The sequence below is a fragment of the Steroidobacter gossypii genome (assembly GCF_016801985.1).
Lineage (GTDB): Bacteria > Pseudomonadota > Gammaproteobacteria > Steroidobacterales > Steroidobacteraceae > Steroidobacter > Steroidobacter gossypii.
Window position 1 is genome coordinate 155,902 of record NZ_JAEVLS010000005.1, and the last position, 23,343, is coordinate 179,244.

Annotated in this window: 22 protein-coding genes; 6 read left to right on the forward strand and 16 right to left on the reverse strand. The window is 62.1% G+C overall.

Annotated elements, in window-relative coordinates:
* Positions 1-30: 30 nt before the first annotated feature.
* Entirely contained in the window at positions 31-663 is a 633-nt protein-coding gene (locus JM946_RS21115; RefSeq protein ID WP_203169357.1) for a hypothetical protein, read from the reverse strand.
* Between the two features lie 194 nt (positions 664-857).
* Between JM946_RS21115 and JM946_RS21120 the strand changes: the two genes are divergently transcribed.
* Positions 858-1,688 (forward strand): class I SAM-dependent methyltransferase, encoded by an 831-nt coding sequence (locus tag JM946_RS21120; RefSeq protein WP_203169358.1) that lies wholly within the window; start codon positions 858-860, stop codon positions 1,686-1,688.
* Here the strand turns inward: JM946_RS21120 and JM946_RS21125 are convergent.
* Positions 1,670-2,140 carry a hypothetical protein gene (locus JM946_RS21125; protein ID WP_203169359.1) on the reverse strand — a complete coding sequence of 157 codons (471 nt, stop codon included), beginning with the start codon at positions 2,138-2,140 and terminating at the stop codon, positions 1,670-1,672. The two genes, JM946_RS21120 and JM946_RS21125, sit on opposite strands and share 19 nt — an antisense overlap.
* A 200-nt stretch (positions 2,141-2,340) precedes the next feature.
* Here JM946_RS21125 and JM946_RS21130 point away from each other — a divergent pair, with 200 nt between their 5' ends.
* From JM946_RS21130 to JM946_RS21145, 4 genes are all read left to right on the forward strand, one after another.
* Positions 2,341-2,718, forward strand: a complete 378-nt coding sequence (locus JM946_RS21130; protein WP_203169360.1) for a hypothetical protein — start codon at positions 2,341-2,343, stop codon at positions 2,716-2,718.
* Positions 2,719-2,862: 144 nt separating this feature from the next.
* Positions 2,863-3,630 (forward strand): DUF4397 domain-containing protein, encoded by a 768-nt coding sequence (locus tag JM946_RS21135; protein ID WP_203169361.1) that lies wholly within the window; start codon positions 2,863-2,865, stop codon positions 3,628-3,630.
* A gap of 563 nt (positions 3,631-4,193) precedes the next feature.
* Positions 4,194-5,192 (forward strand): HNH endonuclease, encoded by a 999-nt coding sequence (locus JM946_RS21140; RefSeq protein ID WP_203169362.1) that lies wholly within the window; start codon positions 4,194-4,196, stop codon positions 5,190-5,192.
* A 79-nt stretch (positions 5,193-5,271) separates the two neighbouring features.
* Positions 5,272-5,805 carry a hypothetical protein gene (locus tag JM946_RS21145; RefSeq protein ID WP_218043039.1) on the forward strand — a complete coding sequence of 178 codons (534 nt, stop codon included), beginning with the start codon at positions 5,272-5,274 and terminating at the stop codon, positions 5,803-5,805.
* A 221-nt stretch (positions 5,806-6,026) separates the two neighbouring features.
* Here JM946_RS21145 and JM946_RS21150 read toward each other — a convergent pair whose 3' ends face one another.
* The 10 genes from JM946_RS21150 to JM946_RS21195 all read right to left on the reverse strand — a co-directional run bounded on the left by JM946_RS21150 (position 6,027) and on the right by JM946_RS21195 (position 18,075).
* A complete protein-coding gene (locus JM946_RS21150; protein WP_203169364.1) occupies positions 6,027-8,498 on the reverse strand; it encodes a hypothetical protein in 2,472 nt (823 codons plus the stop codon).
* A gap of 227 nt (positions 8,499-8,725) precedes the next feature.
* Positions 8,726-11,296 (reverse strand): alpha/beta fold hydrolase, encoded by a 2,571-nt coding sequence (locus JM946_RS21155; RefSeq protein ID WP_203169365.1) that lies wholly within the window; start codon positions 11,294-11,296, stop codon positions 8,726-8,728.
* 9 nt (positions 11,297-11,305) lie between these two features.
* Positions 11,306-12,205: an ABC transporter ATP-binding protein gene (locus JM946_RS21160; RefSeq protein WP_203169366.1), complete on the reverse strand. Its 900-nt coding sequence runs from the start codon at positions 12,203-12,205 to the stop codon at positions 11,306-11,308.
* Complete coding sequence (locus JM946_RS21165; protein WP_203169367.1) at positions 12,195-12,599, reverse strand: GntR family transcriptional regulator; 405 nt, start codon at positions 12,597-12,599, stop codon at positions 12,195-12,197. Before JM946_RS21165 ends, JM946_RS21160 begins: the two co-directional genes overlap by 11 nt.
* Positions 12,600-12,708: 109 nt before the next feature.
* Positions 12,709-12,981 carry a DUF167 domain-containing protein gene (locus JM946_RS21170; RefSeq protein WP_203169368.1) on the reverse strand — a complete coding sequence of 91 codons (273 nt, stop codon included), beginning with the start codon at positions 12,979-12,981 and terminating at the stop codon, positions 12,709-12,711.
* Positions 12,982-12,989: 8 nt separating this feature from the next.
* On the reverse strand, positions 12,990-14,171 hold the full coding sequence (locus JM946_RS21175; RefSeq protein WP_218043040.1) for a hypothetical protein: 1,182 nt from the start codon (positions 14,169-14,171) through the stop codon (positions 12,990-12,992).
* Between the two features lie 49 nt (positions 14,172-14,220).
* Positions 14,221-14,457, reverse strand: a complete 237-nt coding sequence (locus JM946_RS21180) for a hypothetical protein (protein ID WP_203169370.1) — start codon at positions 14,455-14,457, stop codon at positions 14,221-14,223.
* 54 nt (positions 14,458-14,511) lie between these two features.
* A complete protein-coding gene (locus JM946_RS21185; protein WP_203169371.1) occupies positions 14,512-14,799 on the reverse strand; it encodes an RNA recognition motif domain-containing protein in 288 nt (95 codons plus the stop codon).
* Positions 14,800-15,138: 339 nt separating this feature from the next.
* A complete protein-coding gene (locus tag JM946_RS21190) occupies positions 15,139-16,743 on the reverse strand; it encodes an ABC-F family ATPase (RefSeq protein ID WP_203169372.1) in 1,605 nt (534 codons plus the stop codon).
* Between the two features lie 45 nt (positions 16,744-16,788).
* Positions 16,789-18,075 carry an MFS transporter gene (locus JM946_RS21195; RefSeq protein WP_203169373.1) on the reverse strand — a complete coding sequence of 429 codons (1,287 nt, stop codon included), beginning with the start codon at positions 18,073-18,075 and terminating at the stop codon, positions 16,789-16,791.
* Between the two features lie 194 nt (positions 18,076-18,269).
* Here JM946_RS21195 and JM946_RS21200 point away from each other — a divergent pair, with 194 nt between their 5' ends.
* Positions 18,270-18,701, forward strand: coding sequence for a bacteriohemerythrin (locus JM946_RS21200; RefSeq protein WP_203169374.1), 432 nt, complete (start codon positions 18,270-18,272; stop codon positions 18,699-18,701).
* Here JM946_RS21200 and JM946_RS21205 read toward each other — a convergent pair.
* The 4 genes from JM946_RS21205 to JM946_RS21220 all read right to left on the reverse strand — a co-directional run bounded on the left by JM946_RS21205 (position 18,679) and on the right by JM946_RS21220 (position 23,343).
* Positions 18,679-19,404 (reverse strand): transglycosylase SLT domain-containing protein, encoded by a 726-nt coding sequence (locus tag JM946_RS21205; protein WP_230979923.1) that lies wholly within the window; start codon positions 19,402-19,404, stop codon positions 18,679-18,681. The genes JM946_RS21200 and JM946_RS21205 overlap by 23 nt on opposite strands.
* Positions 19,405-19,522: 118 nt before the next feature.
* Positions 19,523-20,200, reverse strand: a complete 678-nt coding sequence (locus JM946_RS21210) for a hypothetical protein (RefSeq protein WP_203169376.1) — start codon at positions 20,198-20,200, stop codon at positions 19,523-19,525.
* 43 nt (positions 20,201-20,243) lie between these two features.
* Positions 20,244-21,185, reverse strand: a complete 942-nt coding sequence (locus JM946_RS21215) for an alpha/beta hydrolase family protein (protein WP_203169377.1) — start codon at positions 21,183-21,185, stop codon at positions 20,244-20,246.
* Between the two features lie 85 nt (positions 21,186-21,270).
* The gene (locus JM946_RS21220; protein WP_203169378.1) at positions 21,271-23,343 is read right to left on the reverse strand and encodes an ATP-binding protein; all 2,073 of its coding nucleotides are present in this window, start codon (positions 23,341-23,343) and stop codon (positions 21,271-21,273) included.

A 23,343-nucleotide genomic window follows, 5' to 3' on the forward strand; every position in this document is an offset into this window, starting at 1 on the left:
TACAGATCCAACGCCAGCTTCGAGCGGCCTTCAGAACTGCGCTTCGAAGCTGAATCCCATGAAATTCACGCCGCCGCCGGTCTCGCTGAACAGACCGAACACGCTCGAGCGGTGCCACACCAGAAAGCCCAGCGAGGCCTCCTCGATGGCGCCGCCGCCCTGGAACAATCCGAACTGGCGTAGCGGCAGATCGATGCTCCACTCCACGTAGTTCATCAACTTCTCCGACTCCGCGCCCTTCTTGGCGAAGTCACGCACCTCGCTCATCGGGATGCGCGTGACGTAGCTGAGCCCTTCACCCAGCCCGAGCCGGACCTGCTTGTCGGTCCACGGCAGCTTCCAGCGATAGTGCGCCTTGATGTACGCCGTCACGCCGTAAGCGTCGTCCTGATAGCCCCGCTCGTCCAGGTACTGCACACCCAGGTTCGCGGTCATCTCCAGCGGCAGCGTGAACAACGTATCGCTGTACTGGTAGCCGTACACCGCGCCGATCAGATAGTTCGACTCCGGAGACGCGTCATAATCGCCGATCACCACCGTCGCCAGATCGGTCTCGGACGACTTGTTCCAATGCACCCGCAGGCTTTGCTCACCCTCGGCGTGCGCCGTCGAGCCGAGCAACCCGGCAATCAATGCAGTGGCGATGAAAAATCGACAAACCACGGGCGTTTCCTCGGTGAGCGGCCAGCAACCGCCGAAATTCGGCGCGCTGCATCTTAGCGACTGGCAGGCTGGCAGGCTGTACGATGAAACCTTAAGCGGCGGTAGTTTGACGCGGACAGAGCCGCGCATATGTGACGTGATCGCCATTCTGTGGCTCCCTGGCGGGCAGCCGCCGATGCGCGCATCATTCATGCATGACCAAGCATCGAAACCCGCAAGCCGAGCAGATGGCGGACGAGTCTATGATCCGCAACCTGCGTGCCCAGGCCGAGGCCATCTGGCCGCAAGAACAATGCTTACTCGAGCGTTATGGACAGCCGTCACGCATCGCTGACATCGGCTGTGGTAGCGGCGAAATCACCTGCCGGCTGGCCGAGCGCTACCCTGACGCCCAGCTCGTCGGGGTCGATATTTTGGAAAGCTCCGTGGCCTATGCGCGACGCGCTCATGCCTCGCTGTCCCCACGCGTGCGGTTCGAACAAGGCGACGCGTTCGAGCTGAGATTCCCGGCCGACGAGTTCGACCTGGTGGTGTGTCGTCACATGACCCAGGCGGTGCCCGATCCGGAAAAGGTCCTGAGCGAACTGTGCCGCATCGTCCGGCCGGACGGTTGGATACACGTGCTCAGCGAGGACTACGGGATGTTGCACATGCCGGCCGGCAGCGTGGATCCCGACCGGCTGTGGCATGAAGGTGTCATCGAATATACCCGTCGCACCCACACCGACGCGCGCATCGGCCGACGCACCTGGTCCATCATGAACCACCTGGGCTTGCAGGATCTGCGCGTCGACTATGTGGTGGTGGATACATTGCGCGTCCCCCGCCAGACTTTTGGCGCCATCCTGGGCGCCTGGCGCGACGGTTATACCGAAGCGCTGGCCGAGCACAGCAAGCTGAATGAGAATGAGCTTCGTGCGCTATTCGATCAGATCGTGAGCGCCATTCTCGATCCCGCTCAGTACGCGGTGTGGCACATTCCCATCGTCAGCGGGCGCAAGCCGGCTCAACGTTTCCAGCCGTAAGCCAGCTCGAAGCGCAGCCCGAGCACCCACGAATCGTCCAATGTGACATCCGTGCCGGGCATGGGCTCGAACGGCCGGGCGACTTCCAGCCCCTCATCGCGATAGGTCAGCTCCCAGGCGGAGCGGTGCTGGAAGCCCGGCAGCTCGTCGCTGCGCTGACGGCCGCTGTCATCCTCTTGTTCGTGGTAGTACGCAGCATATTCAGCCACTGTTGGCGGCGCTTCGAGCTCGTCACCTTCGACCACGAACACCTGGTACGACGGCTTCAGAGTACGCAACGTTTTAATAACAAACGAAGTGGCGGTGTCGACCGCGGCAGTGACATCGAGCCGGACGGTCTTTGGAGCTGTGGCGGGGGCGCGCTGGCAATTCTCGCAAGCCTGCGCCGGTGAACTGACGATCGCTATAAGAAAAAAGGCCGCCCCTTGCGCGGCGGCCGAAATGCGACCCATCGTCACACTCCCACTGAATGTCTCTATGTAACGGCACCGCGCACGCCTGGCTCAAGTGTCGAACCGTGCATGTGGGCATCAGATATTCCCTGAAGCGCCGCGCCGGATTTCGGTCAGTAGCGGTCCTCATTGTGTTGACAACGCAAACGGACGAGGGACAATTTGGCCACGGCGTCGTGCGCGTTTGCGTAGGAAGTAGGATGGGACAGCACACCCAAGGACCTTGGATCGTCAGTCTCGATCCGCGTTACCCCAGCGAACCCTGCATCGATGCGGTGGTCGACGGGGTGGTCTGGCACGTCGCTCTATGTCATAACGCCGCGGGTCCCGACGAGGGCTGCGCCGAAGCCAACGCCCGCCTGATCGCCGCCGCGCCCGAGCTGCTCGCCACGCTCAAAGACGTTTTGCCGGTCTTGCGCGCCGAGTTGGAAAAACAATCGGCAGCCAGCGCCGGCAAGGAAAACGTCGAATCCATCGGCCTGCGCACCGCCCGCTCGCGCTATGAAGCCGCGGTTTCAGTGCTGGCAAAGATTGACGCGGCCGAACCCTACATCGAGCCGCATTCCGAGCGCTCCTGAGCGAAGCATTCCTAGCTTCACTCCAGCCGCGCAGCGCGAATTGTAACAATTCATCTCGGATTCAGAGTCGAATACAACACTATTAGGCAAACGTCGCACCGATGGAGCTGCGACCCTTTGCGTCCGTAGCGCATCCAGCAGCGAATGTTGCGAACTGTTGCCTGGATGCTCATTACGGTGGCGCGAACTGCCGCGGCCGTCGTTCTCACTGCCGCGCTGACGGTGTGCGGCAACAACTCCCTCGATAAGGACCAGAGCACGTTCCACGTGCGCAGCCTCAACCTGGTGAAGGAGTCGCCTACGCTGGCGGTCGATGTGGACGATGCGTCCATGTTCACTGACGGTTACGGCCGCGCCAGCCGCTTCACTGCCGGTGACCCAGGTCAGCACACGCTCAGCTTCAGCGCGATTCTGCCGCCCGATCGTGACGACGATGAAATCGCGACCCGGGTCAGCGGCGCCTCGGCATACACATTTCTGGCTGGCACCGAATACACCGTGGTGGCTTACGGGACCATGGACGACCTTCGCACCTTCATCATCGAAGGTCTGGATCAACGCGAGCACGTCGAGGACGACAAGCTGGTGCTGCAATTCACTCACGCTTCGCCGGACACGCCGGCGGTGGACGTGTATGTGACCGCGGTGAAGGCCGGCATCACCTCGCGATACTATGTCGACACGTTATCGCTCACCGAAACCTCCGGTCCGCTCGAGCTGTCGCTGCTGCGGGATGACGGCTCTGAAACGGATGAACCTCTCTCGGCCGATGTCGTGATCGAATTGATGGCGGCCGGCACCAGCGACCTGGTGTATCGCTCCGATTCGCTCACGTTCACCGAACGCAATCGCATCATGCTGGCGATCGCCAGCAACCTGGAACTGCTGCCGGTGAGCGCCGTGGCGGATTGATCGCTACACGAACCCCTCCTCACGACGCTCGGTGTTCTCGATTGCCGGTCGCAATTTCGAACACGCGTTAGAAGATCTCGCGCTGCAAGTTGATCCGGGTGGTCTTCGGGTTTCACCTCGATTCCGGTTGGCGACCCAAGGTGCAAGGTGGCGAGCGTCCGGCAACACAGCAGCAGAAGGCCGCATCGATACGATCGAGTAGAAGCCCGTCGCAATTTAACATTTGACGTTTCTGGAGCAACGTCGAATGTTAAATCAAACGGAGTCTCCGTGATCTTCTATGCATCGCACTCGGTTTCTCCCAACTGCCGTCCGCGCCGTGCTCATATTCCTTGCTGTACTAGCCGCGTGCAGTCGCCTCGCGACCGATCCACCAAAAACGGATCGTGGTCATTGGATTCGCAACACGGATCTGTTCGATCGAGCGAAGTAGTGCTAGCTCACGGTGACCGTCGCGTCCTGAAACTGGTACTGTATCCGGACGCCCCGTATCCGTTACTTCGGACTTGACGGGTGCACGCGATCGATGAACATCGCAGCAAGCTGACCGAGTTTATTCTCAGATGAACGAGTCAGAGAACATCCGGTTTACCGAGTTCCTTCGCGAGAAGGCGGCCGAGGCCAAGAGGGACCTCGGCTACAATCCAACGGACTTCCTCAAGATGCTGGGCGCTGACGGCGGTTATGCGACCGTCTCCAGGTTGATTGCCGATAAGAAGCCTTCAACTGGTTTCGTGAAGCTATGGGAACACCGGCGCTTGGACCTTTCAGTCGAAGCACTGGTGCTGGAAACAGAGTGGCGCCGCTTTTTCGAAGAATCGGCGCTCCAGCATGCCGCAGAACGGTTGATTGACGCGGGATATGCCCTGCAGCCATTGGAAGCATCCTCCCGCACGGAAAGGTTGCCCGCCGAGACTCTCAATAAGGCCACGCCGGAGTACATCTGGCGCGCAGTTCAGCAGCTCCTGGCCGGCGATGTTGTGCATTCGTTCGGTCCTTCGACCGATTACGATCTGATCGCCGATGACGGGCGTCGCTTGCCACCAAAGGCAGTGTTTGGCGTGGCGCTGTCCATCGCACTGGCGGGGACCAAGATCGAACCGAAGCATTTCACTGCGGGTGATACGTCCGCGTGCTTTCGCCTACTCAGAGCTGCTGGGTACCAGGTCGTGCCCAAGGGGGCGGCGGGAATCGAGCCCGATCTGGACGTGGAAGCGAACGCCGGATGGACCGAAGGCAAGCCGCGGCTCGTCGCTCACGTAAAGCGGGAGCGAGGCCAAGGAATTGCCCGAGCCAAGAAGGCTCAGCATCGACGTCTGCACGGAAGGTTGTTTTGCGAGCGCTGCAAGCTTGATCCAGTTGAGCATTTTGGAACAGAAGAAGGTGAGGCTTGCATCGAGGTTCATCACGCTGCGACTCACGTCAGGGAGATGGCGGAGGGACACGTGACTACGTTAGAAGATCTTCAGTGTCTGTGTGCAAATTGTCACAGGCTGCTGCATGCGTTGTTACGCGCAGGCAAAGAAGATGTGGCTGGTTCTGGGCGGCAGGCGGTGGGATGAATTGAAGCCGCCAACTGAGCGCAGAAGCCCACGGAACTGAAGTTCAATGACATCACCTCCTGGCAATCTGGTACGAACTATGTCGATGTCGATCAACGTCACCTCAAGCGCATGCAAAGCTCTGCCACGATCGTTGGCCGGGTCACTTCTGCTCCTATTGAGCGCATGTGCGTCGGGTTATCTCGTGAATGGCAGACATGTGAGTGACGAGGAGCTGACTAAGTATCGGTCGGCTTGGGCGGCTGAGACGCCTGCGATTGCAACCACCTCGGCAGTCGCACCGAAGGAGCATCAAGGCATTCTCGATCTGATTGCGACGCTCGAGGCTCAGGGTGGTACGGACGCTCCTCCCTGCCAGGAGCTTGTGCTCACGGAGATCGTGCGCGGGCGGGAAACTGATTATGTGCAGTTCGCCTCGGGACAAACCTTCGGGCCGCTGAGCTTCTACGAGGATTGGCGAGTCCTCGCGTGTGGCCAAAAGCACAGCTGGATCGCGCTCGTCGGACCGCCACCTCGATCGGAATTGCAGGTCGTTTACTCGCGTGCGCCCAACGGTGACTGGATGCAACCCGCGCGGCAGAAGGCAAGCAGCCTAACGAGTAGCGATCCGTAGCGCGAGTCTCTTCTGGCGCCGAGGGGCTATCCGGCCGAGACAGGCGGAGCCACCAGCGGCACCCACAAGGGCCAGAAGTTGCTTCGTGTATCGATCCGTTTAGCCGATTGATTCTCGTCTCGCAGCATTGATCGGCATGGCGCCTGCCGTCCACCACAATCGCCAAGGTCCACGCCGTTGTTTGCGACGTGCAAAGAAACGGATCATCGGGTGCCAGCGCTTCATTGATTCGCAATTCGCAAGCGGTTGACCCGGACCTGCAGTTCGTCCGGTGGCATGTTGTTGATCGCCTGAATGGACTCCTCAGGGGTCAACTTACGGCCGTCGGGGCTCAATGCGCCGCGGCGGCCTTCTTCCATCAGCAGAGGCACCACCGGCACGGACTGGTAGTACTTGTCTTCGCCCAGGTCGCCGATGATTCGAGCCGCTTCGGGCGTGAAGCCGGCGTCGATCAGGAACTGTTGTGACAACTCGATCTTCGCCTCCTTGTCTCGATGCCCGGCCAGCGAACTGTTGCCAAACACCGAGATGCCCACCATCACCGAGCCAATCAACGCACCCGCCGGCCCGGAGGACAGGGCCATCACCACCGTTCCGGTGGCGCCGACCGCGTAGAGGCCGGCCTCGACATGTTTGTAGGGACGATCGGATAACAAAGCATCGACCATTTTCGCGACATCGCCGGTTGCTGAAACCAGCCCGAGCGCGCGATTCCAATTTTCGAACCGCACGTCGGCGCGAATCGAGCGTTGTGTGTCGGCGAAGGAGCTGTCCGGTCCGACAGGCATGCTGCCAGGCCGGTGCATCAGATCGCGCACGTCCTTGGTCAGACCGGCGGCGTCGCCGAATGCGCCGATGGTGTTGGCCCAGCTCTGATCGCTGATGGCATCGCTGGTCGACTTGGCGAAGGTCAGGCCCGCGGCCGCCACGCCCAGGGATCGGAAAGTGATGCCCGCCGGCTGATCCGGATTGAATCCTTCGATGCCGCGCAACGCACTGTCGAACTGCTTGAGCCGCGTCTGCAGCAGAACCTGATTGTCGCCGGGCACATCCACGAGCTTGGAGAGCGCATCGATGGCCTGCTGATATTGCGCGGCGTCCTTGCCCAGCAGATTGGCGTAACGCGAGCCGAGTTGTTCCAGCCTGCTCTTGGCGTTGGCCACGCTGGCCGGATCGCTTCGATCGACCTCAGCGAACACCGCCAGCGCGTTTTGTTGAATCGCGTCCGAGGCCAGGCGTTTGAGGAATTCCGCGCCCTCCTTCGAAACCTTGTTCACGTCGAACAGGCTCAGCATCGAGTCGGCCTTGGCGCCGACCAGGAAGTCACGATCGCGGGAGGCAGCCAAACCGATGGCCTGGAGCACGGAATCGCTATTCGCCAGCTGCTCGAGCTGCGACTGCAACTCGGGGTACGTCGTCTTCACGCTCTCAGGCAGCCCGTTCAAGCCCGCGAGTGTCTCTTTGAACAACTCACCGTGGCCGATCAGACGCTGCTCGAGCTGTTCGAACTTCGCCTTCCACTCCGGACCTTTGCCCTCGACATACTTCTCCACCGCCTTCGCGATAGCGTCCGGCGGCAAGCCTTCGGCGTACTTCAGAACGCGGCCGAGTTCGGCCAGCATGCCCTGGTATTCGGCGATATCCGCCTCGGTGCGTCGCTGCAATGCTTGCGCACCTTCGACAACGCCGCGCAAGACGATGCCGGACTCTTCAGTGCGCCCGCTCGCTTCCAACTGCCGTGCGATTTCCAACGCCAGCGCCGGACTTGCTCCATCGCGGATGGAATTGGAAATGTTTTCGCTCAGGGGCACCCATTGGCCGCGCCACTCGCTCGAGTGCGCAAGATAGGTCATCGCGATATCGCTGATGAGCTGCTGGGCCGCGGGACTATCGCCCAGCGAGCCCACCACACGCGCCATGTTCGTGTACGAACTGCCGCCGTACTTCTCGCCGGCGTACATTGGTTTGACCTCGGCGATCTTCATGATCGTATCGAGGTTCTGCGTCACCACCGCGGCGGCGAGTTCGGGCGGCAGTCCGGACGTGAGCTCCGCCAAACGGCGTGACGCCTCGTTGGCCGGCTGGATCTTTGCCTTGGGATCGCCGTTGTCTTGGAAGTTGGCGTATGGCTCAGCCACCCACGGCTCGACGCGCTCGCGCATCAACGTCGCGAGTTCTGGGCTCGTCGACAGCTGTGCGCGAGCTTCCGGGGAGAGCGACTGCCACTGGCTGTCGAGAATATTGATCACCGCCTGGGCATCGCCGCCGCCTGCCGCGACTCGAAGCGTGAAATCGACTTCGTGCTCGACTCTCAGTTCGTCAACCGCTCCGTTGATGACCTTCACCGTAGCGGGATCGTTGCCATAGCGGCCCGCAATGCTGCTGCCGTAGTGATTGATGGTGCTGGCGTCATATACGGCGCCGGTCGGGCGCGCGCGAAACTCTTCCGCGTATCGCGCCTGCATCTCCGCATGAATAGCGGCTTTCAGCTCTGCGAGCGCCTCTGGCGTCGGCGACTGCTGATACTTCAGGACCGCCGCATCGGTGCGGTCTTTCGGAGTCTGCGCAGCTCGGTCCGCGGGCGCGGCGACGTTCATAACCTCCGGCCTGTGCGAGTCATCGGCGGTCAAGGTCGTGTCGACCAGGTTCTCAACGACGCGCGCTACGGAAGAGATTGCACTGAAGAATGTCATCGCTTCTGCCTCGGTATCCCTAAGACCAAAACCACGCTGATCGAGGAGTGCCCGCGGGGCTGCTCATCCTCCTAGGGAACATACCGGCTTCAGCGCTAGCAGGCGATGCACTTCAGCGCAGGCATAGCGACTGGTAGAAAAATTCGTGGTAGCGCCCGGACGTTTCGGACCGGGCCACGGACCCGGCTTCGAGGAACCTCGGAGATGAACAGCGCTCCGCGACTTGGCTAGGTGACGGGCAGATCTGCAACGAAATCGACGATGGCCTGCAATACAGCGTCTCGATGCGACAACATCACCCAATGCGATGCGCCGGGCAGCTCCGATACACGTGCCCCTTTGAGTTCGGCCCGAAACTTCTCGATCTCGCGTCGCTGCACGGCGTCTCTCATACTCTGCAGCTCACGCAGCTTTTGGCGCAGAGTCATGTCCGTAGCGTCGTGCCACGGCTTGAGCATTCCATCGGGACCGGCAGAGGTCGCATAGATTGCAAGCGCAGGCGCGGTGATGCTGCGATAGTCGGGACTGGAGATGCCGGCCTCGATGGCCTGTATGACGCGGGAGTCCACCGACCGCTGTCCCGCGAGATATCGCTTGTCGACATTCCAAAGCGCAATCAGCTCACCTTCCGGAAGCGGGTCGGCCCCGGTTCGATCGAAGAATCCCAGCAATGACGTGTAAGACGACAGCTCCTCGGGTAACGGGCGTGGTCGATCGGGAAGTGCGGCGCTCAATTCTCGATACCGCTTCGGCAAAGGCAACGAACGGTCGTATGCCGCATCCAAATAAATAAGCCCGGCGACACGCCCAGCATGACGGGCGCCCAGCGTGCTGAGCTCTTCACCCGCAATCGAATGACCGGCGAACACAGCTCGACCGATTCCAAGTGCGTCCATCACTTCAATGACGTCCTGCGCCAGTCTCGCCTGGCTGTAACCGTGATCCGGGCGACTGGAGTAGCCGATACCGCGGCGGGTGATGCCCACGACTCGGAAATGTTGGGCGAGCAGCGGCCCGATTTCATCGAAGGAATGCGCCGTGGCGCCGAGGCCCGGCAGCAGCACCAATGCCGTGCCAGTGCCGCCCCAATCGAGTACTTCCAATTGGACATTGCTCGCCACCGCGATGGACTTGCTATCGTGCGCAGAGCGGTCGTTCCAGCTGGAGAGTCGCGGCGCCGCCGAATGAGTCACGGACGCAGGACAGTTCTCGCGGATGTCACCCAACCAGCCGGGGCTTCGCACGTGCACTGTTTTGAAGGCGTTCGCACGATAGGCGCTGACCTTGACGACTTCGGATTCGACCAGGTCCGGAGATCCGATGGACAACGTGACGCGCCGACTCTGCAGCAGACGTAGCGGCCACGGTGCGAAGTCCACGTTCTTCGAATCGACACGGCTTGCGGGCACGCCGTTCAATTCGGCGGCGATCATTGAGGGCAGCCGTCCAACGGCCAGGCATTCCACTGTGATGCGATCCTCGAGCGCATCGCGCATTGCGCGGCACGTACCGATGCCAGGCAGTCGACGATATTTTCCGTTCACGCTCAGCTGTGCGGAAGTGGGTTCGAGCACGGCGACCGAGTAGGCAAGGTCGAGCGTGGGTTCGGCGCCCTCATCGAGACGTTGCAGTACGGCTTGGGGTAACAGCCATGCGTGCGTCAGCGTCTCGATTTTCTCACCTCCGAAGCCGTTGCTACTGCCCGCGGCATGAAACGCCGGGCGCAGCCGCGCTATCGGCGTCTCGTCGGGCGCGTGATATGTGGCCCATGCGTACGCGACCTGTAAACGCCATTCATCCGGCAGTCCGCGTGGTCTGACTTGAGTGATAAAGGCCACTGCATCCTTGCCGGCCGCCTTCAAATGCTCATCTCCCCATCGATCCAGGGCGAACAGGCTCCTGGCATTTTCCGATTCGCCCCCTTCGGCGATCTCACCCAGGCGCGCAGCTGGAAAACACGCACGCGTGTGGCGTACTGCAGGCTCGGCCGCCTGGGCGTTTCGATCCGAGTCGGCATGCAGCGCCTGCTGCAGCCCGAAGCCGAATTGCCACGGCAGCAACAACATCGGGGCAACGATGGCTGCGATTCCAGCCACCAGGCCGGCGGCAAACGTCACGCGGGCCAGATAGGACGAGCGGCGCGCATAAGCAAACCAAAGGCAGGTTGCGGCCGCGATCATGAAGATCAGCTTGCCCGGAAACATGCTCAGCCACTGCAGCCCGTTGTTCTGCATAGCTTCGCCCACCGTTAGATCTTCGGGGCCTGGCAGCGAGATGAACGGCGTCGGAACGACGAACACCGCAACGAACACAGCCAGCAGTACGCCGACGCCCTGAAGCATGCTGGCGGTACAAACCGCCGCCATCAGCACGATCGGCAAGTACAGCGGCTCGAACGAGCTCTGCCACAGCAGCGCGTCGAGCAACGCCGCTCCCAAGGGCTCCTGTCGTAGCAGATCGATCGCGAGCGTGGTCAACACCCGGGGCAGATAGATGACCAGCGTCAGCAGTAGCAACTTCGCAATCAGCAAAGCGCCGCGCGACACCGGCCGGCACAGCCAATCGTCCGTCAGGCTCACCGGTGGATCGGTCTGAATCACCGAGAAGATCGCCACGCTGTTGACGATGATCAGCAACAGAGGCAGCCAGGCTGTGAGCACCGGCCAGAGATCGGCTCTGCCCGCAACGACGGCCATCGCCTGCAACAGCGCCGTCAGCAGCAGCACCGGGCCGAGCGTCCGTGCGTCCTTGGTCAATATCGCAGTGATGACGCCGCGAAAGGTCCTGCTCGTTCCCATGTGAGCTCGTTATTGCGCCTTGCGGCGATTGTGATCCTGCATCAGTGCGTTCGCGATGCTGCGTAGATTCATCGGCTCGGCGTATACGGAGACGGCGCCGAAATGCTCCCTCACAGATGCGTGCAGCTGCTGGTCGTCGCGGTAGTCGCTCGTAATGAACTGCAGCTGATGACCCGCGACCTGCGGTAACAGCCAACCTGTCGGCAGCGGAGCTGGCAGACTCTGCTGTGCCGCCAGTCGCACGTTGACGTTACGAAAACGTTCTCGCAGCGTCTCGATTTGCTCCTGGATCAACAGCCGGCCGTCCTGCATGAAGGCCACATGCGTGGTGAAGCTTTCGATCTCCGTGAGCTCGTGCGATGAAATCAGGATGGTGGTGTCCTGGGCCTGCTGCAGCAGCCCATTCACCACTTCGTCTCGCACCAGGGGATCGAGGCCGCTGAGCGGCTCATCGAGCACCAGCAGCTTCGGTCGAAACGCCAGTGCACCGACCAGCAGCAGCTTCATGCGCATGCCGTGCGACAGGTCCTTCAAGCGACGCTCCGAGGGCAGATCGAACTGGCGCAGCAACGCTTCTTCGAGCGCTACATCCCAGTTCGAATACAAGCTGCGCAAATAGCCGAGGTATCGCGCCACATCGAGACGCTCTGGCAAGCGCTGGCTCTCGGAGGCGTAGCCGATGTGCTCGAAATGTCGGGAGGCGAGCAATGTGGAGCGCGTGCCCAGCACGTAGATCTCGCCCCGATCCGGCTGCAGGATGTTCAGTATCGTGCGGAGGGTGGTGGTCTTGCCGGCGCCGTTGGGACCGAGCAGCGCGAATACCGAGCCTTCGGGCACGCGCACGCTCACATCGCGAACTGCCTCGCAACCTCGATAGGTTTTGGCGAGCCCGTGCGATTCAATCACCATGTGACACAGCCTTGAGCCGTTGCAGACCGCGCCACTGCTCGGTGACAGCAGCGAGCACATCGTCCAGCGTTGCGCCGACCCGTATGGCCTCGACCACGAGTTGTTCGATGTCCTGTTCCAGCAGGCGCTTGCGATCGCCAGAACGCGCTTTGGGCGGCTGCGCCACGAGCGTTCCGAGGCCCGGCTTGACGATCAGCCAGCGATCCTGAATCAGATGCTGAACGACCTTGTGCGCGGTATTTGGATGAATCTTGAGCGCCACCGCGAGCGCGCGCACGGACGGAAATGCCTCACCCGGCTTCAGCTCGCCGGCCAGAATGGCGCGGGTGGCCGCAAAACAAACCTGCTCGAAGATCGATTGACCGGGATCGAGCTTTATCCTGAACGGAACCATGCCGCACCCACGTTACTCGGTGCATCCAGTGTAACAGCCGTACTGTGACACCTGTAAATGCCCAGGCGTCACAATCGCACTTTGCGCCACCGTTCGTGCAGCGACGGCGTCAAGCGACCGACAACGCCGCCGCAAGTTGCGCGGCGCTGACGCCATCGACTTCGACGGTCTTGCGTCGGCTCGTCAAACCGGCAGTGATACGCACCCGGGACTTTGCGACATCCAACTGTTCGGCGACGAATTCGATCAACGCGGCATTGGCGGCGCCGTCGACGGGAGGTGCGGCCAATCTTATTTTGATGCAGCCATCGTGCATGCCGACGACGGCAGTCTTGCTTGCCCGCGGTTGGACATAGACGTTGAGGCGCGCTGAATCGGACATTGTGAAGCTCAGCGCTCCAGCTGGCGCGCCAGCTCGCCGGCGATGCGTTGAGCCACGTCATCGTTGTAACGATCCGAGAAACCTTGGAGCAGCATACGAGCCGTGCGGCGATCGCCGGCGTCACGGGCGAGCTCGATCAGTTTGATGGTGTCGCTGCCGTCTAGAGGTTTGAATTGGTCATCGCTGCGCAATTGCCTGCGAGCGATGTTCAGAGCATCGCCGGTACGACGCGATGCGAGCAGTCGAGGAATCAACTCTTGAGCCAAGCGATATGCGAGTCTCGGATCTGGCCACTGCGAGGCGCGTTCGAACAAATCTTTCAGATCCTCGCCCGGTAGCGAGCTGCTTTCCAAATGAGTTTGAATGGCGCGCCAGGCGTTGCCGTACGCGCCGCCGCGCCACTCGGCGAAGATGCGATCGACGAGCATATCGATCTGCCGCTCACGTTCCCGCTGAGCTTTCTCAGCCTCGCGCTCGGGCGAACGCGACGGCTCGAACCCCAACTCGTGACGCCGCACATACAAAACACCGCCCAGCATGGCGAATGACGCCAGCCACGCATACATCAGGATGAAAATTCGCACCGTCTCCGGCAGCGGGATCTCGATGGACAGCGGCAGCTCGGCGGCTGGCAGCCAAGTGACGAGCATCGTCGCCAGCCACCACGCGCCCGCGAGCACAGCAAGCACCAGCGCATAGCTTCCGGGCACACGCAGGATGACTTGTAACAACACGAGGGGATTCAGCGCTTGAGCAAAGCTGCCCGCCGCTTGAGTCATGATCACCGCGGGCACGAGCACCAAGCCAGCCGCACGCAAAAGGGTCACAGCTTCTTCGCCGAACCATGCACCCATTGCAGCGGTGACCACATAGAAAATCGTGACGACGAGCACCAGCCCAGCCGGCCGTGACTCGTTCACGGGATTGACCATTTCATACGAAAGCACGGGAGGCTCGTTCACGCCGTCCGCCACCCGATCGAGCAGTGCGAAGCCGTATTTGAAGAACCAGGAAACCACCAGCAACGCCAATGGCAAGCCGAGCAGCCCACCGTGGGCCGCCAGCAATAACAGGATACTGAATGAAACAACCAGAACCAGCGCCGCCCCGCGCAGGGGAATCAGCAGGTATTTGAGCGTCTCCATCGCATGCATGCGGCGACTGTAGTCGCGCACGCGTGCAGCTCGCAAGGCAGCGAGTCTGCTGTTTCGCCGAGCCTCTGGCCCGGGGGTCTGCGGCTTATCGACCCTTTTTTATCTTGCCGACGCGCCGCTCATTGAGGCGCTCGATCATTTCATCGACCAGCCGGGTGACTTCGGCCCGCGAGCCGGCGCGAAGCCCGGTGATTTGATTGGGGCCCTGCTCGATTACGTAGCTGTGCCAGACGCCGTCGGCGCCCGTGGGCGCATCCGCAGGCGTCACGGATTGCAATGTGAAGGGGGTTTCGAGCCAGGCTTCAGTCGGTGCTGCTTTCATTTCTTGGGCTGACGCCCGCACGCACGTCACCGTGCGTGCGGGTGTCAAATGCGATTACCAGCGACGCTGGCCGCCGCCACCACCGCCGCCACCGCCACGAGGCTTGTCCTGCGCCTCGTTGACCTTGAGCGGACGACCGCCCATGTCGTGGCCGTTCAGGCTCTGGATAGCCCGGGCCGCATCGGCGCGCGGCATTTCGACAAAGCCAAAGCCGCGAGGACGACCGGTGTCACGGTCCATGATCAGGGCCACGGAATCGACGGTGCCGTGCTGCGCGAACAGGTCGCGAACCGCGGTCTCGTCGGCGGAAAAGGGCAGATTGCCCACGTAAATCTTGCTCATTCAATACTCCAACAAACGCGAACCTGCCGGCTTCGGCCGGCACTCAAACGCGCCCCAAAGACATCCAGGGGGGCGCCCAAACAGGCCGCACACTAAACAGGGTTATGCAAAACGCACGACCCACCAATGGTTCGGCAACGATTCGGTTTAGGTTGAGTTGGTCGCGCCGGAGTACGGCGTCGGCGATAGGTTTGGAACCGCCGCGGACCAAGAAAAGATAAAGAGAAAGGTGACGAGCCGCGGCCACTATACACAATCGGCGACACTTGCGAGCGGAATTTTCGCTGAATCTGCTGTGGGCGGCGCCTGACCCGGCCAGGCGCCGCCGCGTGCGAAGCCTCAGGCGGCCAGGCCCTGCTCGCGCAGATATTCGTCGTAGGTGCCTTTGAAATCGATCATCTTGCCGTCGGGCTTCAGCTCGATGATGCGATTGGCGATACCGCCGACGAACTCACGATCGTGCGACACGAACAGCACCGTGCCCGGATATTTCTCCACGCCGATCTGCAGCGACTCGATGGTTTCCATGTCCATGTGGTTGGTGGGCTCGTCCAGCAGCAGCACGTTGGGCTTGGTGAGCATGAGCTTGCCGTAGATCATGCGGCCCTTCTCGCCACCGGACAGCACCTTCACCGACTTGCGGGTCTCATCGCCCGAGAACAGCAAACGGCCCAGCGTGGCGCGCACGATCTGATCGTCGTCGCTCTTGGAGCGCCACTCGCTCATCCAGGTGAACAGATCCACTTTTTCGGCGAACTCGGCCTGCGGATCCTGCGGCATGTAACCGAGCTTGGCGTTCTCCACCCAGGTGATGGTGCCTTTGCTCGGCTGCAGCTCACCGGCGAGCAGACGCATCAGCGTGGTCTTGCCGACGCCGTTCTGACCGATGATGGCGATGCGCTCGCCGGCCTCGACGTTGAAATTCACATTGTCCAGCACCGGCGTGTCCGCGCCGGGATACGTGAAGCTCAATTCCTCCACCGTCACCGCGTTTCGATACAGCTTCTTTTCCTGCTCGAAACGAATGTATGGATTCTGGCGCGAGGACGGCTTCACCTCCTCGATCTTGATCTTGTCGATCTGACGCAAGCGCGAAGTGGCCTGGCGCGCCTTGGAAGCGTTCGCCGAAAAACGGCGCACGAATTCCTGCAGATCGGAGATTCGTTCCTTGGCCTTGGCGTTGGCCGCTTCCACACGCTCGCGCGCCTGCACCGAGGCGAGCATGAAGTCGTCGTAGTTGCCCGGATAGATCTTGATCTGGCCGTAGTCCAGGTCCGCCATGTGCGTGCACACCTGGTTCAGGAAGTGACGATCGTGGCTGATGATGATCATGGTGGCGTCGTACTGGTTGAGCACGCCTTCCAGCCAGCCGATGGAATGGATGTCCAGGTTGTTGGTGGGCTCGTCCAGCAGCAGCACGTCGGGACGCGAGAACAGCGCCTGAGCGAGCAGCACGCGCAATTTCCAGCCCGGCGCGACTTCACGCATCGGCCCGTTGTGATAGGAAGGATCGATGCCCGCGTCCTTCAGAATGCTCGCCGCACGCGCCTCGGCGTCGTAGCCGCCGTATTCGGCGAACTTCGCTTCGAGCTCGGCCGCGCGCATGTAGTCGTCGTCGGTCGCGTTGGGATCGGCGTAGATGCGATCGCGCTCGACCATCGCCTGCCACATCTCCACGTGGCCCTGCATGACCACGTCGAGCACGCGCTGATCTTCATACGCGAACTGGTCCTGGCGCAGCTTGCCCAGGCGCAGGCCGTTCATGAGCATCACTTCGCCGGAGCTGGGCTCCAGCTCACCGCCGAGGATTTTCATGAACGTGGACTTGCCGCAGCCGTTGGCCCCGATCAGACCGTAACGATTGCCGTCGGCGAACTTGACCGAGACCTGTTCGAACAGCGGCTTGGCGCCGAATTGAATGGAAACGTTGGCGGTTTGAAGCATTGCGCGCCTTGTGAATTGAAAAGCGATAAGACCCAAAAAGACGAATCAAAGTGGTGGCTGCGGCCGGCGGATCAAGAGCAGCGCCAGCAGCGAAATCGCACCCGCAGCCGTGAGGTAATAGCCGACATACGCCAGGCCGTGATTCGTGGCGAGCCACGTGGCCACATACGGCGCGAGCGAGGCGCCGAGGATGCCAGCGAGATTGAAAGTCAACGAAGCGCCAGTGTACCGGACCGAGGTCGGGAACAACTCTGAAAGTGCCGTCCCCAGCGGACCGTAGGTCAGGCCCATCAGGCCAAGCCCGAGCGCAAGGAATATCACCACGCGCAGCGGCGAGTCGGACCCGAACAGCGGCGCGAAAAACAGGCCGAACGCCATGATCCCGAGCGTCGCCGCGATCAACATGCTCCGGCGGCCGCGCCGGTCGGCGATCACCGCGGACAGCGGAATGGTGAGCGCGAAGAACAGCACGCCGATCATCTGCAGAATCAGGAATTCCTGGCGCGAATAGCCCAGCGCCGAGGTGCCCCAGCTGAGCGAGAACACCGTCATCAAATAGAACACGACGAAGGTCGCGGTTGCGGCGAATGTTCCCAAGATCAACGTGCCCGTGTGCTGTGTGCAGACCGTTAGCATCGGCACGCGCACCCGCTCGTTGTTGTCGATGGCGCGCTGAAACGCCGGCGTTTCGTGCAATCGCAACCGGACATACAAACCGACGAACACCAGCAACGCGCTCGCCACGAACGGCACGCGCCAGCCCCAGGAAAAGAATTCGGCATCGCTCAGGTATTCGCTCAACAGCAGAAACACGCCGGTGGAACACAGAAACCCGAGCGGCGCGCCGAGCTGCGGGAACATGCCATACCAGGCCTGCTTGCCCGGCGGCGCATTTTCGGTGGCCAGCAGCACCGCCCCACCCCATTCGCCGCCCAAACCCAGGCCCTGGCCGAGGCGACATAAGGCGAGCAGCAAGGGCGCCAGCACGCCGATCGATTGATACGTCGGCAGCAGGCCAATGAACACCGTCGACAATCCCATGGTCAGCAGCGCCGCCACCAGTGTCGCCTTGCGCCCGATGCGGTCGCCGAAATGCCCGAACAGCGCCGAGCCCAGCGGCCGCGCGAAAAACGCGAGCGCGAACGTCGCCAGCGACTGCAACGTGGCCGAGGCCGGGTCGCCCGCCGGAAAAAACAGCTGCGGGAACACCAGCACGGCCGCGGTGGCGTAGATATAGAAATCGAAATACTCGATCGTGGTGCCGATCAGGCTCGCAAACAGCACCCGCCGCGGCGAGTTGCCTGCGCCGCCTGACACCGACGTCTGACTCATTGGGCTCGAGAAGAATGGGATTTCGAGAATCCGGCCGCGGATTCTCGCATGAATCGCCAGTCTCGGCAGCCGCGCGCCGGCCCCTCGTGCGCGGACTATCCGGAATGGCCGCAATCGCTGCGGGGAACCCCAGTCTCCAGCCCGGCCGCCGCTGGGCGATACCTGAACCGAGACAACTAAAAGGATCAGCCCCCATGAGCTTACTTCCCTGGGATCCGCAGAAATTCGACGTCCTGGTCGAGGAAATGAACCGGCAGCACCACGGCCTGGTGGATGCCATGAACGAGTTGCACCAGCGCGCCCATGCCGGCGCGGGCAAAGCCGAGTTGACCCGGCTGTTACAGCATCTGGAGAGGCTGACGGTGCGCCACTTCCGCGAGGAAGAAGCGATGCTGGCGCGCCAGCACTATCCGCAGCTGGAGATTCACAAAGGCATCCATGCGCGCCTGCTCAAAGGGCTGGCCGAGCACAAGCAGGCCTTCCTCGATGGGCCCGGCACGTTCACCAGGGAATTCTTTGAGTATCTGGAGCTGTGGCTGCGCTCTCACATCATGCACATCGACCGCAAGTACGGCGAGCACTTCGCGCACGAGCGCAAGAAGGCTACTGCCACAGCGACGGCTTAGGACGTTGCGACAGCGCGGCGAACACCTGTTTCATGCGGTTGACGCGATCGATGTAACCCTGAACCGAGTGATCGCCGCAATGCTGGCCCGGTCGCGGCCGAAAGCCGCGGCGGGCGAAGCTGGCGCCCGCCCCAGCGCCGCACACGTGGATCACGGCCGCCAGATCCTGCTTCTGGCGCAAGCTCGCCGAGCGGATGCGGTTCTTGTAGAGGATGGCGGCGATCTGCCGGTCCAGATACGCAGCTGTCATCTCCACGGCATGTGACGGAATCACGCGCATGTACAGGCTGTTGAACCAGCACGAATCGAAGTCGTGCCACGGCCCGTCCTGCGCGACCTTGTGGTCGTGAATGCACAGGCGCCGCGTATATTCGAACGTTCCATCGGTGATCTGGTACATGCCCACCGCGCTCGACGCCGGCCGATACACCTCGAACGGCTTGTGAGTCAGCGACCAGCGCCAGTAGGTGCGTACGATGGGATTGCCCGAGCCTTCCACTTGCGCCAGCGCCGCCAGCAGTTCCGGGCTGATGGTGTCGGTGGAATGTTTGCGAAAGATGGGTTCGTACGAGATCCAGGTCTCGCTGGGCGTCTTGTAGAGCGTGCCGCTGACCGGAAAGAACAATTCGGAGGGTTTGCGGATCACCTGATAGATCCAGTTGACCGCAAACCATGAGGACACGGTCAACAGCAGCACCACCATCAATTGCAAGGTGAGCGGTGCTGTACGCAGGATGCGCAGCCAACGCTTGCGCGTGGCTGCGCTAGGCAGGAATTTCGAGAGGCGCCAGCTCCGGCCTCGCTTGCCGGAGCCGCGCGACTTACTGCGGCGTCGACTGATCGGCGGACTCTCCGTCCTTGTCTGCGTCCTTGGATTTACGCTTCGATTCCTTCTCGGCGGCCTTGTCGGGCTTGCCGGTCGGGCCGCCCACCGCCGCGATGTAATTCGACTTCAGGTAGTTCGCGACCATGTCGGTCACGCGGATCAGCATGGCTTTATCGGTGCCGCCCATGGAATAAGCCGCGCCGAACGCATTGGCATGCTGATAGAACTCGGGCTCGGCGATCACTTCGCCGGTGGCCGCATCGCTCAGCTTGACGGTCATCAACACCGCGGTGCCGCCCGCGAAAGCGCCGGCCCAGAAGCGCGCCTTGCCGCTGACGAATTTCACGTGACGAATGGTCGGCTCGATCTTCAAGGTGCGCGGCGGGGTATTCTTCGCTTCCTTCGCATTCCATTCTGTCAGCACCGGCGGCACGCGCTCATCGAGGTTGGCTTGCAACCGTTGCTTCGCCTGCTCGTTCGCCGGCTGCCCGGCATAAGGCGCGCCCATTGCGATGGGGGCGATTTCGAAACGATCGAACGTATCCAGCGGCGCCGCAGGCGGCGGATTGTTCAGGTTCTTCGCTTCGATGTAGTCGACCACGTCGCCGGCCGCCCACGACTGCTGCGGCAGCACCGCCAGCGTCGCCAGCATCATCGCCGCGACTGAACCCACAGAAATACAACCAAGACGCATAAGAACTCCGAGCTGAGGTCTCTCAGCCCGCGAGCACACCCGCTGCCGAGAGATAAGTATGGAACCACGCAGCGATCGAGCTGCGCAATGCTTCGACGTTCCCTGTGTCCGTCCAGACGTGCGCCAACCCGGGCGCGACGTTGAGTTGCAGGCGCTGCGCAGCGTTCGCTTCTCGATATAAAGGTTGCAAGGTCCGGTGCAGTGTCGTGGCAATCTCGGCCGGCATCATTGCGTCGTCCTCACCGTGGATGAGCAGCAATGCCGGCGGCGGGCTGCCGGCAGCGATGTCCTTCGCACGAGTCACTGCATCCGAGCGCCGCGCGAGTCTACGCGCCGCCTCCGTCCAGGTGTATGACCCTTTAGTGGCACGCTCATAGGCATTGACGGACGCGGTCAAGCCCGTCGAAGCATTCAAAGTGACGGCGACATCCACAGGGACGTCCGCTTCAGCCAGGGCATAGAGCACCGACGCGCCGCCCGCCGAGAAACCAAACAATCCGACGCGGCCACCCTGCGAAATACAGCGATGCTGTTCCAACGCACGAATGACCGCCGGCAACTCCTGGGCGGCGCCCATGACCACCGGCTCGAACACCAGCGTGGCAAGGTCCTCGCGCTGTCTACGGATCAATTCATCGCTTCCGGCAGCAGGCATTCGAGCGCCCAACATCGGCAGGCCGAGATAAACCTTCACAGCGGGCACTTCATCCAGCGGCAGCGCCTCCATCAACGCGCGTTCGTTCGCGGGTGGACCGAAGCCATGCCAAAGCAGAATGGGTGCTTTGTCGATCTGCGCTGGAATGCGAATGAGCGCCGGCGTCTCGCCGAGCGTCACAGCCACCACGGCTGGCTCATCGTTCGATGCACGCGTTGAGCATGCAGGCTCGATGTGAGTTTGCGCATGGACCGTGTTGGCGAGCAGCCCCATGCATAGGCCAATCCCTGCGATCGCAGCGTAACGCATTGAAACCTCCGGACGCGTGAAGCGAGCCAGTATAGCCATGCGCTGCGACTCGGATGGGTCAGCGGATGCTTTTGTAGATGCGGCCTTATTCGGCGGCTTCTGCAGGCTTCGGTGACGGCGCGTCCGCGAACACCAGCCGGAACACCACGCCGCCGCCGGGTCGCGGATCGTTGTTTGCACCGGTGCGAACGCCGGGCGACAGCTCGCGTGAGACGAACATCGAAATGCCGGTGCCGGCCTTGCCCACCGAGAGGAAAGGTTCAAATACGCGCTTGGAATCGGCGGGCCCGATGGCCGAGCCGCGATCGATGACATCGAGATAGCGGCGCTGGGTTGTGGCGCTGCGCCCGACGCGAATCTCGACCGGATCGGTCGAGTTACTGGCGCGACCGTACATCAGCAGATCGGTGCACAACGTCCACAACAGCTTTTGAAGGTGAGCAGGATCGGCTCGCACCGGCACGTTTTCGCGCGGCGCGCTGAGCCGCAAAGTATCGGCGTCAATGTCTTCGGCCTGCCAAAACTCGGTGAGGAATTCCTTGCACCACGACGCGAGATCCACACGCTCCAGCCGCACCGATTCGCGCCGACCGAACTGCAGCGCATTGCCGATGATGATGCGCAAGCGTGGATCGTTATTCGTGAGCATATTGCCAGGCGGCCGCGGAGGCTGCGGTGGCGGCCCTTGTGGCCGGCGCGTTTGTGCACCCGTATTCGCTCCGGTCGGCGGTCGAACCGAAGGTTGTTGTTGCTGTCGCCGGGTTTGTGCTCCAGTCGCCGCGGAAGTCGGCGGACGCGCCTGTGGCTGCGGCGGTCTGGGGGCGTTTGCCCATGGTGAGACTTCCTGGAGCGCCGCGCGATATGTGTTCTGTCGCGCCAGATTCTCGCGCAATGTGTTGGCGCGATAACCCTCGTCGAGCTGGCCAACCTCCTCCACAGGCTCTTCTTCTCGATACACATCGGGACGAGCGGAATCGAAACGTGACGGACTGGGGCGGCGCGGTCCTTCTCGATACGACTCCTCGAATGGATTGCTTCGTGACTGACTGCTGCGCAGAGCGCTGACGGGCGCCAGGCTGCCAGCGTAGGGCCCGCCCTCATAGGACGGCTCGCGCACCGCGCCGGCTGCATACGGGCTTTGAAATGAAGGCGCCGGCGCACGCGGCGGAGGTGGCGGGGGTTCGGGCGCAGGCTCGCGAGGCGCCGGCATTTGATTGACCTGCACCGACGCTGGAACCATCGAGCCCGCCAGCCACGCCGGCGCGCGCGATTTGTCTTCAACGAAGATCAGCGCCGGTCCCTGCACGCTGTTATCGAGCGACACGAACTTCAGCTGCAGGCGACGCTCGCCGTCGAACCCCATCATGGTCGGCGAGCTGCGGCTTTCGTCGCAGAAAGAACGGCGCCAAACGTCGAGCAGGTTGAACAGTCGCGGCGAGATACTGCCGAGGGTTAGCCCTTGGGACGCGTTGCCGCCCTGGAGCAAGGTGGAGGCGGCATCGGAAATCATCGTCACCCGGTTCTCGCCGTCGACCACCAGCACGCCTTCCCGCAGGTGCACGGTGAGAGCACGGTGCAGGTCGACCAGTTCGTTGTTGGCCGCTTCGCGGAGCCGGCTGATCTCTTCGTTCTGACGCATCACCCGCGCCAGCTGCGAGATGCCCAGCGAGATGACGATGGTCAGTGCGCCCGAGATGCCTGCCGTGGTGAGATCGCCCGTGGCGTCGGTGTTCGCCAGCAGTGTGATGATTGGCTGAACGAGCATGGCCATGGCCGCGCTGACGGCGATGGCCATGGCCAGGCGACGCCGCAGGATGAAGCTGGCCGCCCCGATGGACAGCACCACCAGTGCCGAGATCCCGCCGTTCACGCCGCCGCTGGCGTAGGTCAGCAGCGATAGCACCAGGACATCGGCGAACACACCGGTCCATGTCTGCAACACGATATCGGGGTTGCGGCGGCGGATGCTGCCAACCGAAATGCCCGCGTACAGGAAATAGGCGGTCGCGGCCCCGGCGAACAGCGCGGGGTCGAGCTGCCCGACGGTCTCGGGCATGATGGAAACGAATAAAGTCGCGAGCGCAGACGCGGCGAGCAGCCGCAGCCCATTGACGAAGCCGAGCACCCGCCACGACAGCTCGGCCGTCGATATAGGCAA

Bases quoted from the DNA above. Each gene is read 5' to 3' on its own strand.
- JM946_RS21130 (WP_203169360.1), top strand. From the start codon at position 2,341: ATGGGACAGCACACCCAAGGACCTTGGATCGTCAGTCTCGATCCGCGT.
- JM946_RS21165 (WP_203169367.1), bottom strand. From the start codon at position 12,599: ATGGTTCCGTTCAGGATAAAGCTCGATCCCGGTCAATCGATCTTCGAG.
- JM946_RS21180 (WP_203169370.1), bottom strand. From the start codon at position 14,457: ATGAAAGCAGCACCGACTGAAGCCTGGCTCGAAACCCCCTTCACATTG.
- JM946_RS21160 (WP_203169366.1), bottom strand. From the start codon at position 12,205: ATGGTGATTGAATCGCACGGGCTCGCCAAAACCTATCGAGGTTGCGAG.
- JM946_RS21215 (WP_203169377.1), bottom strand. From the start codon at position 21,185: ATGCGTTACGCTGCGATCGCAGGGATTGGCCTATGCATGGGGCTGCTC.
- JM946_RS21140 (WP_203169362.1), top strand. From the start codon at position 4,194: ATGAACGAGTCAGAGAACATCCGGTTTACCGAGTTCCTTCGCGAGAAG.
- JM946_RS21195 (WP_203169373.1), bottom strand. From the start codon at position 18,075: ATGAGTCAGACGTCGGTGTCAGGCGGCGCAGGCAACTCGCCGCGGCGG.
- JM946_RS21150 (WP_203169364.1), bottom strand. From the start codon at position 8,498: ATGACATTCTTCAGTGCAATCTCTTCCGTAGCGCGCGTCGTTGAGAAC.
- JM946_RS21145 (WP_218043039.1), top strand. From the start codon at position 5,272: ATGTCGATGTCGATCAACGTCACCTCAAGCGCATGCAAAGCTCTGCCA.
- JM946_RS21125 (WP_203169359.1), bottom strand. From the start codon at position 2,140: ATGGGTCGCATTTCGGCCGCCGCGCAAGGGGCGGCCTTTTTTCTTATA.
- JM946_RS21190 (WP_203169372.1), bottom strand. From the start codon at position 16,743: ATGCTTCAAACCGCCAACGTTTCCATTCAATTCGGCGCCAAGCCGCTG.
- JM946_RS21135 (WP_203169361.1), top strand. From the start codon at position 2,863: ATGTTGCGAACTGTTGCCTGGATGCTCATTACGGTGGCGCGAACTGCC.
- JM946_RS21205 (WP_230979923.1), bottom strand. From the start codon at position 19,404: ATGGTGGTGCTGCTGTTGACCGTGTCCTCATGGTTTGCGGTCAACTGG.
- JM946_RS21120 (WP_203169358.1), top strand. From the start codon at position 858: ATGACCAAGCATCGAAACCCGCAAGCCGAGCAGATGGCGGACGAGTCT.
- JM946_RS21185 (WP_203169371.1), bottom strand. From the start codon at position 14,799: ATGAGCAAGATTTACGTGGGCAATCTGCCCTTTTCCGCCGACGAGACC.
- JM946_RS21170 (WP_203169368.1), bottom strand. From the start codon at position 12,981: ATGTCCGATTCAGCGCGCCTCAACGTCTATGTCCAACCGCGGGCAAGC.
- JM946_RS21200 (WP_203169374.1), top strand. From the start codon at position 18,270: ATGAGCTTACTTCCCTGGGATCCGCAGAAATTCGACGTCCTGGTCGAG.
- JM946_RS21155 (WP_203169365.1), bottom strand. From the start codon at position 11,296: ATGGGAACGAGCAGGACCTTTCGCGGCGTCATCACTGCGATATTGACC.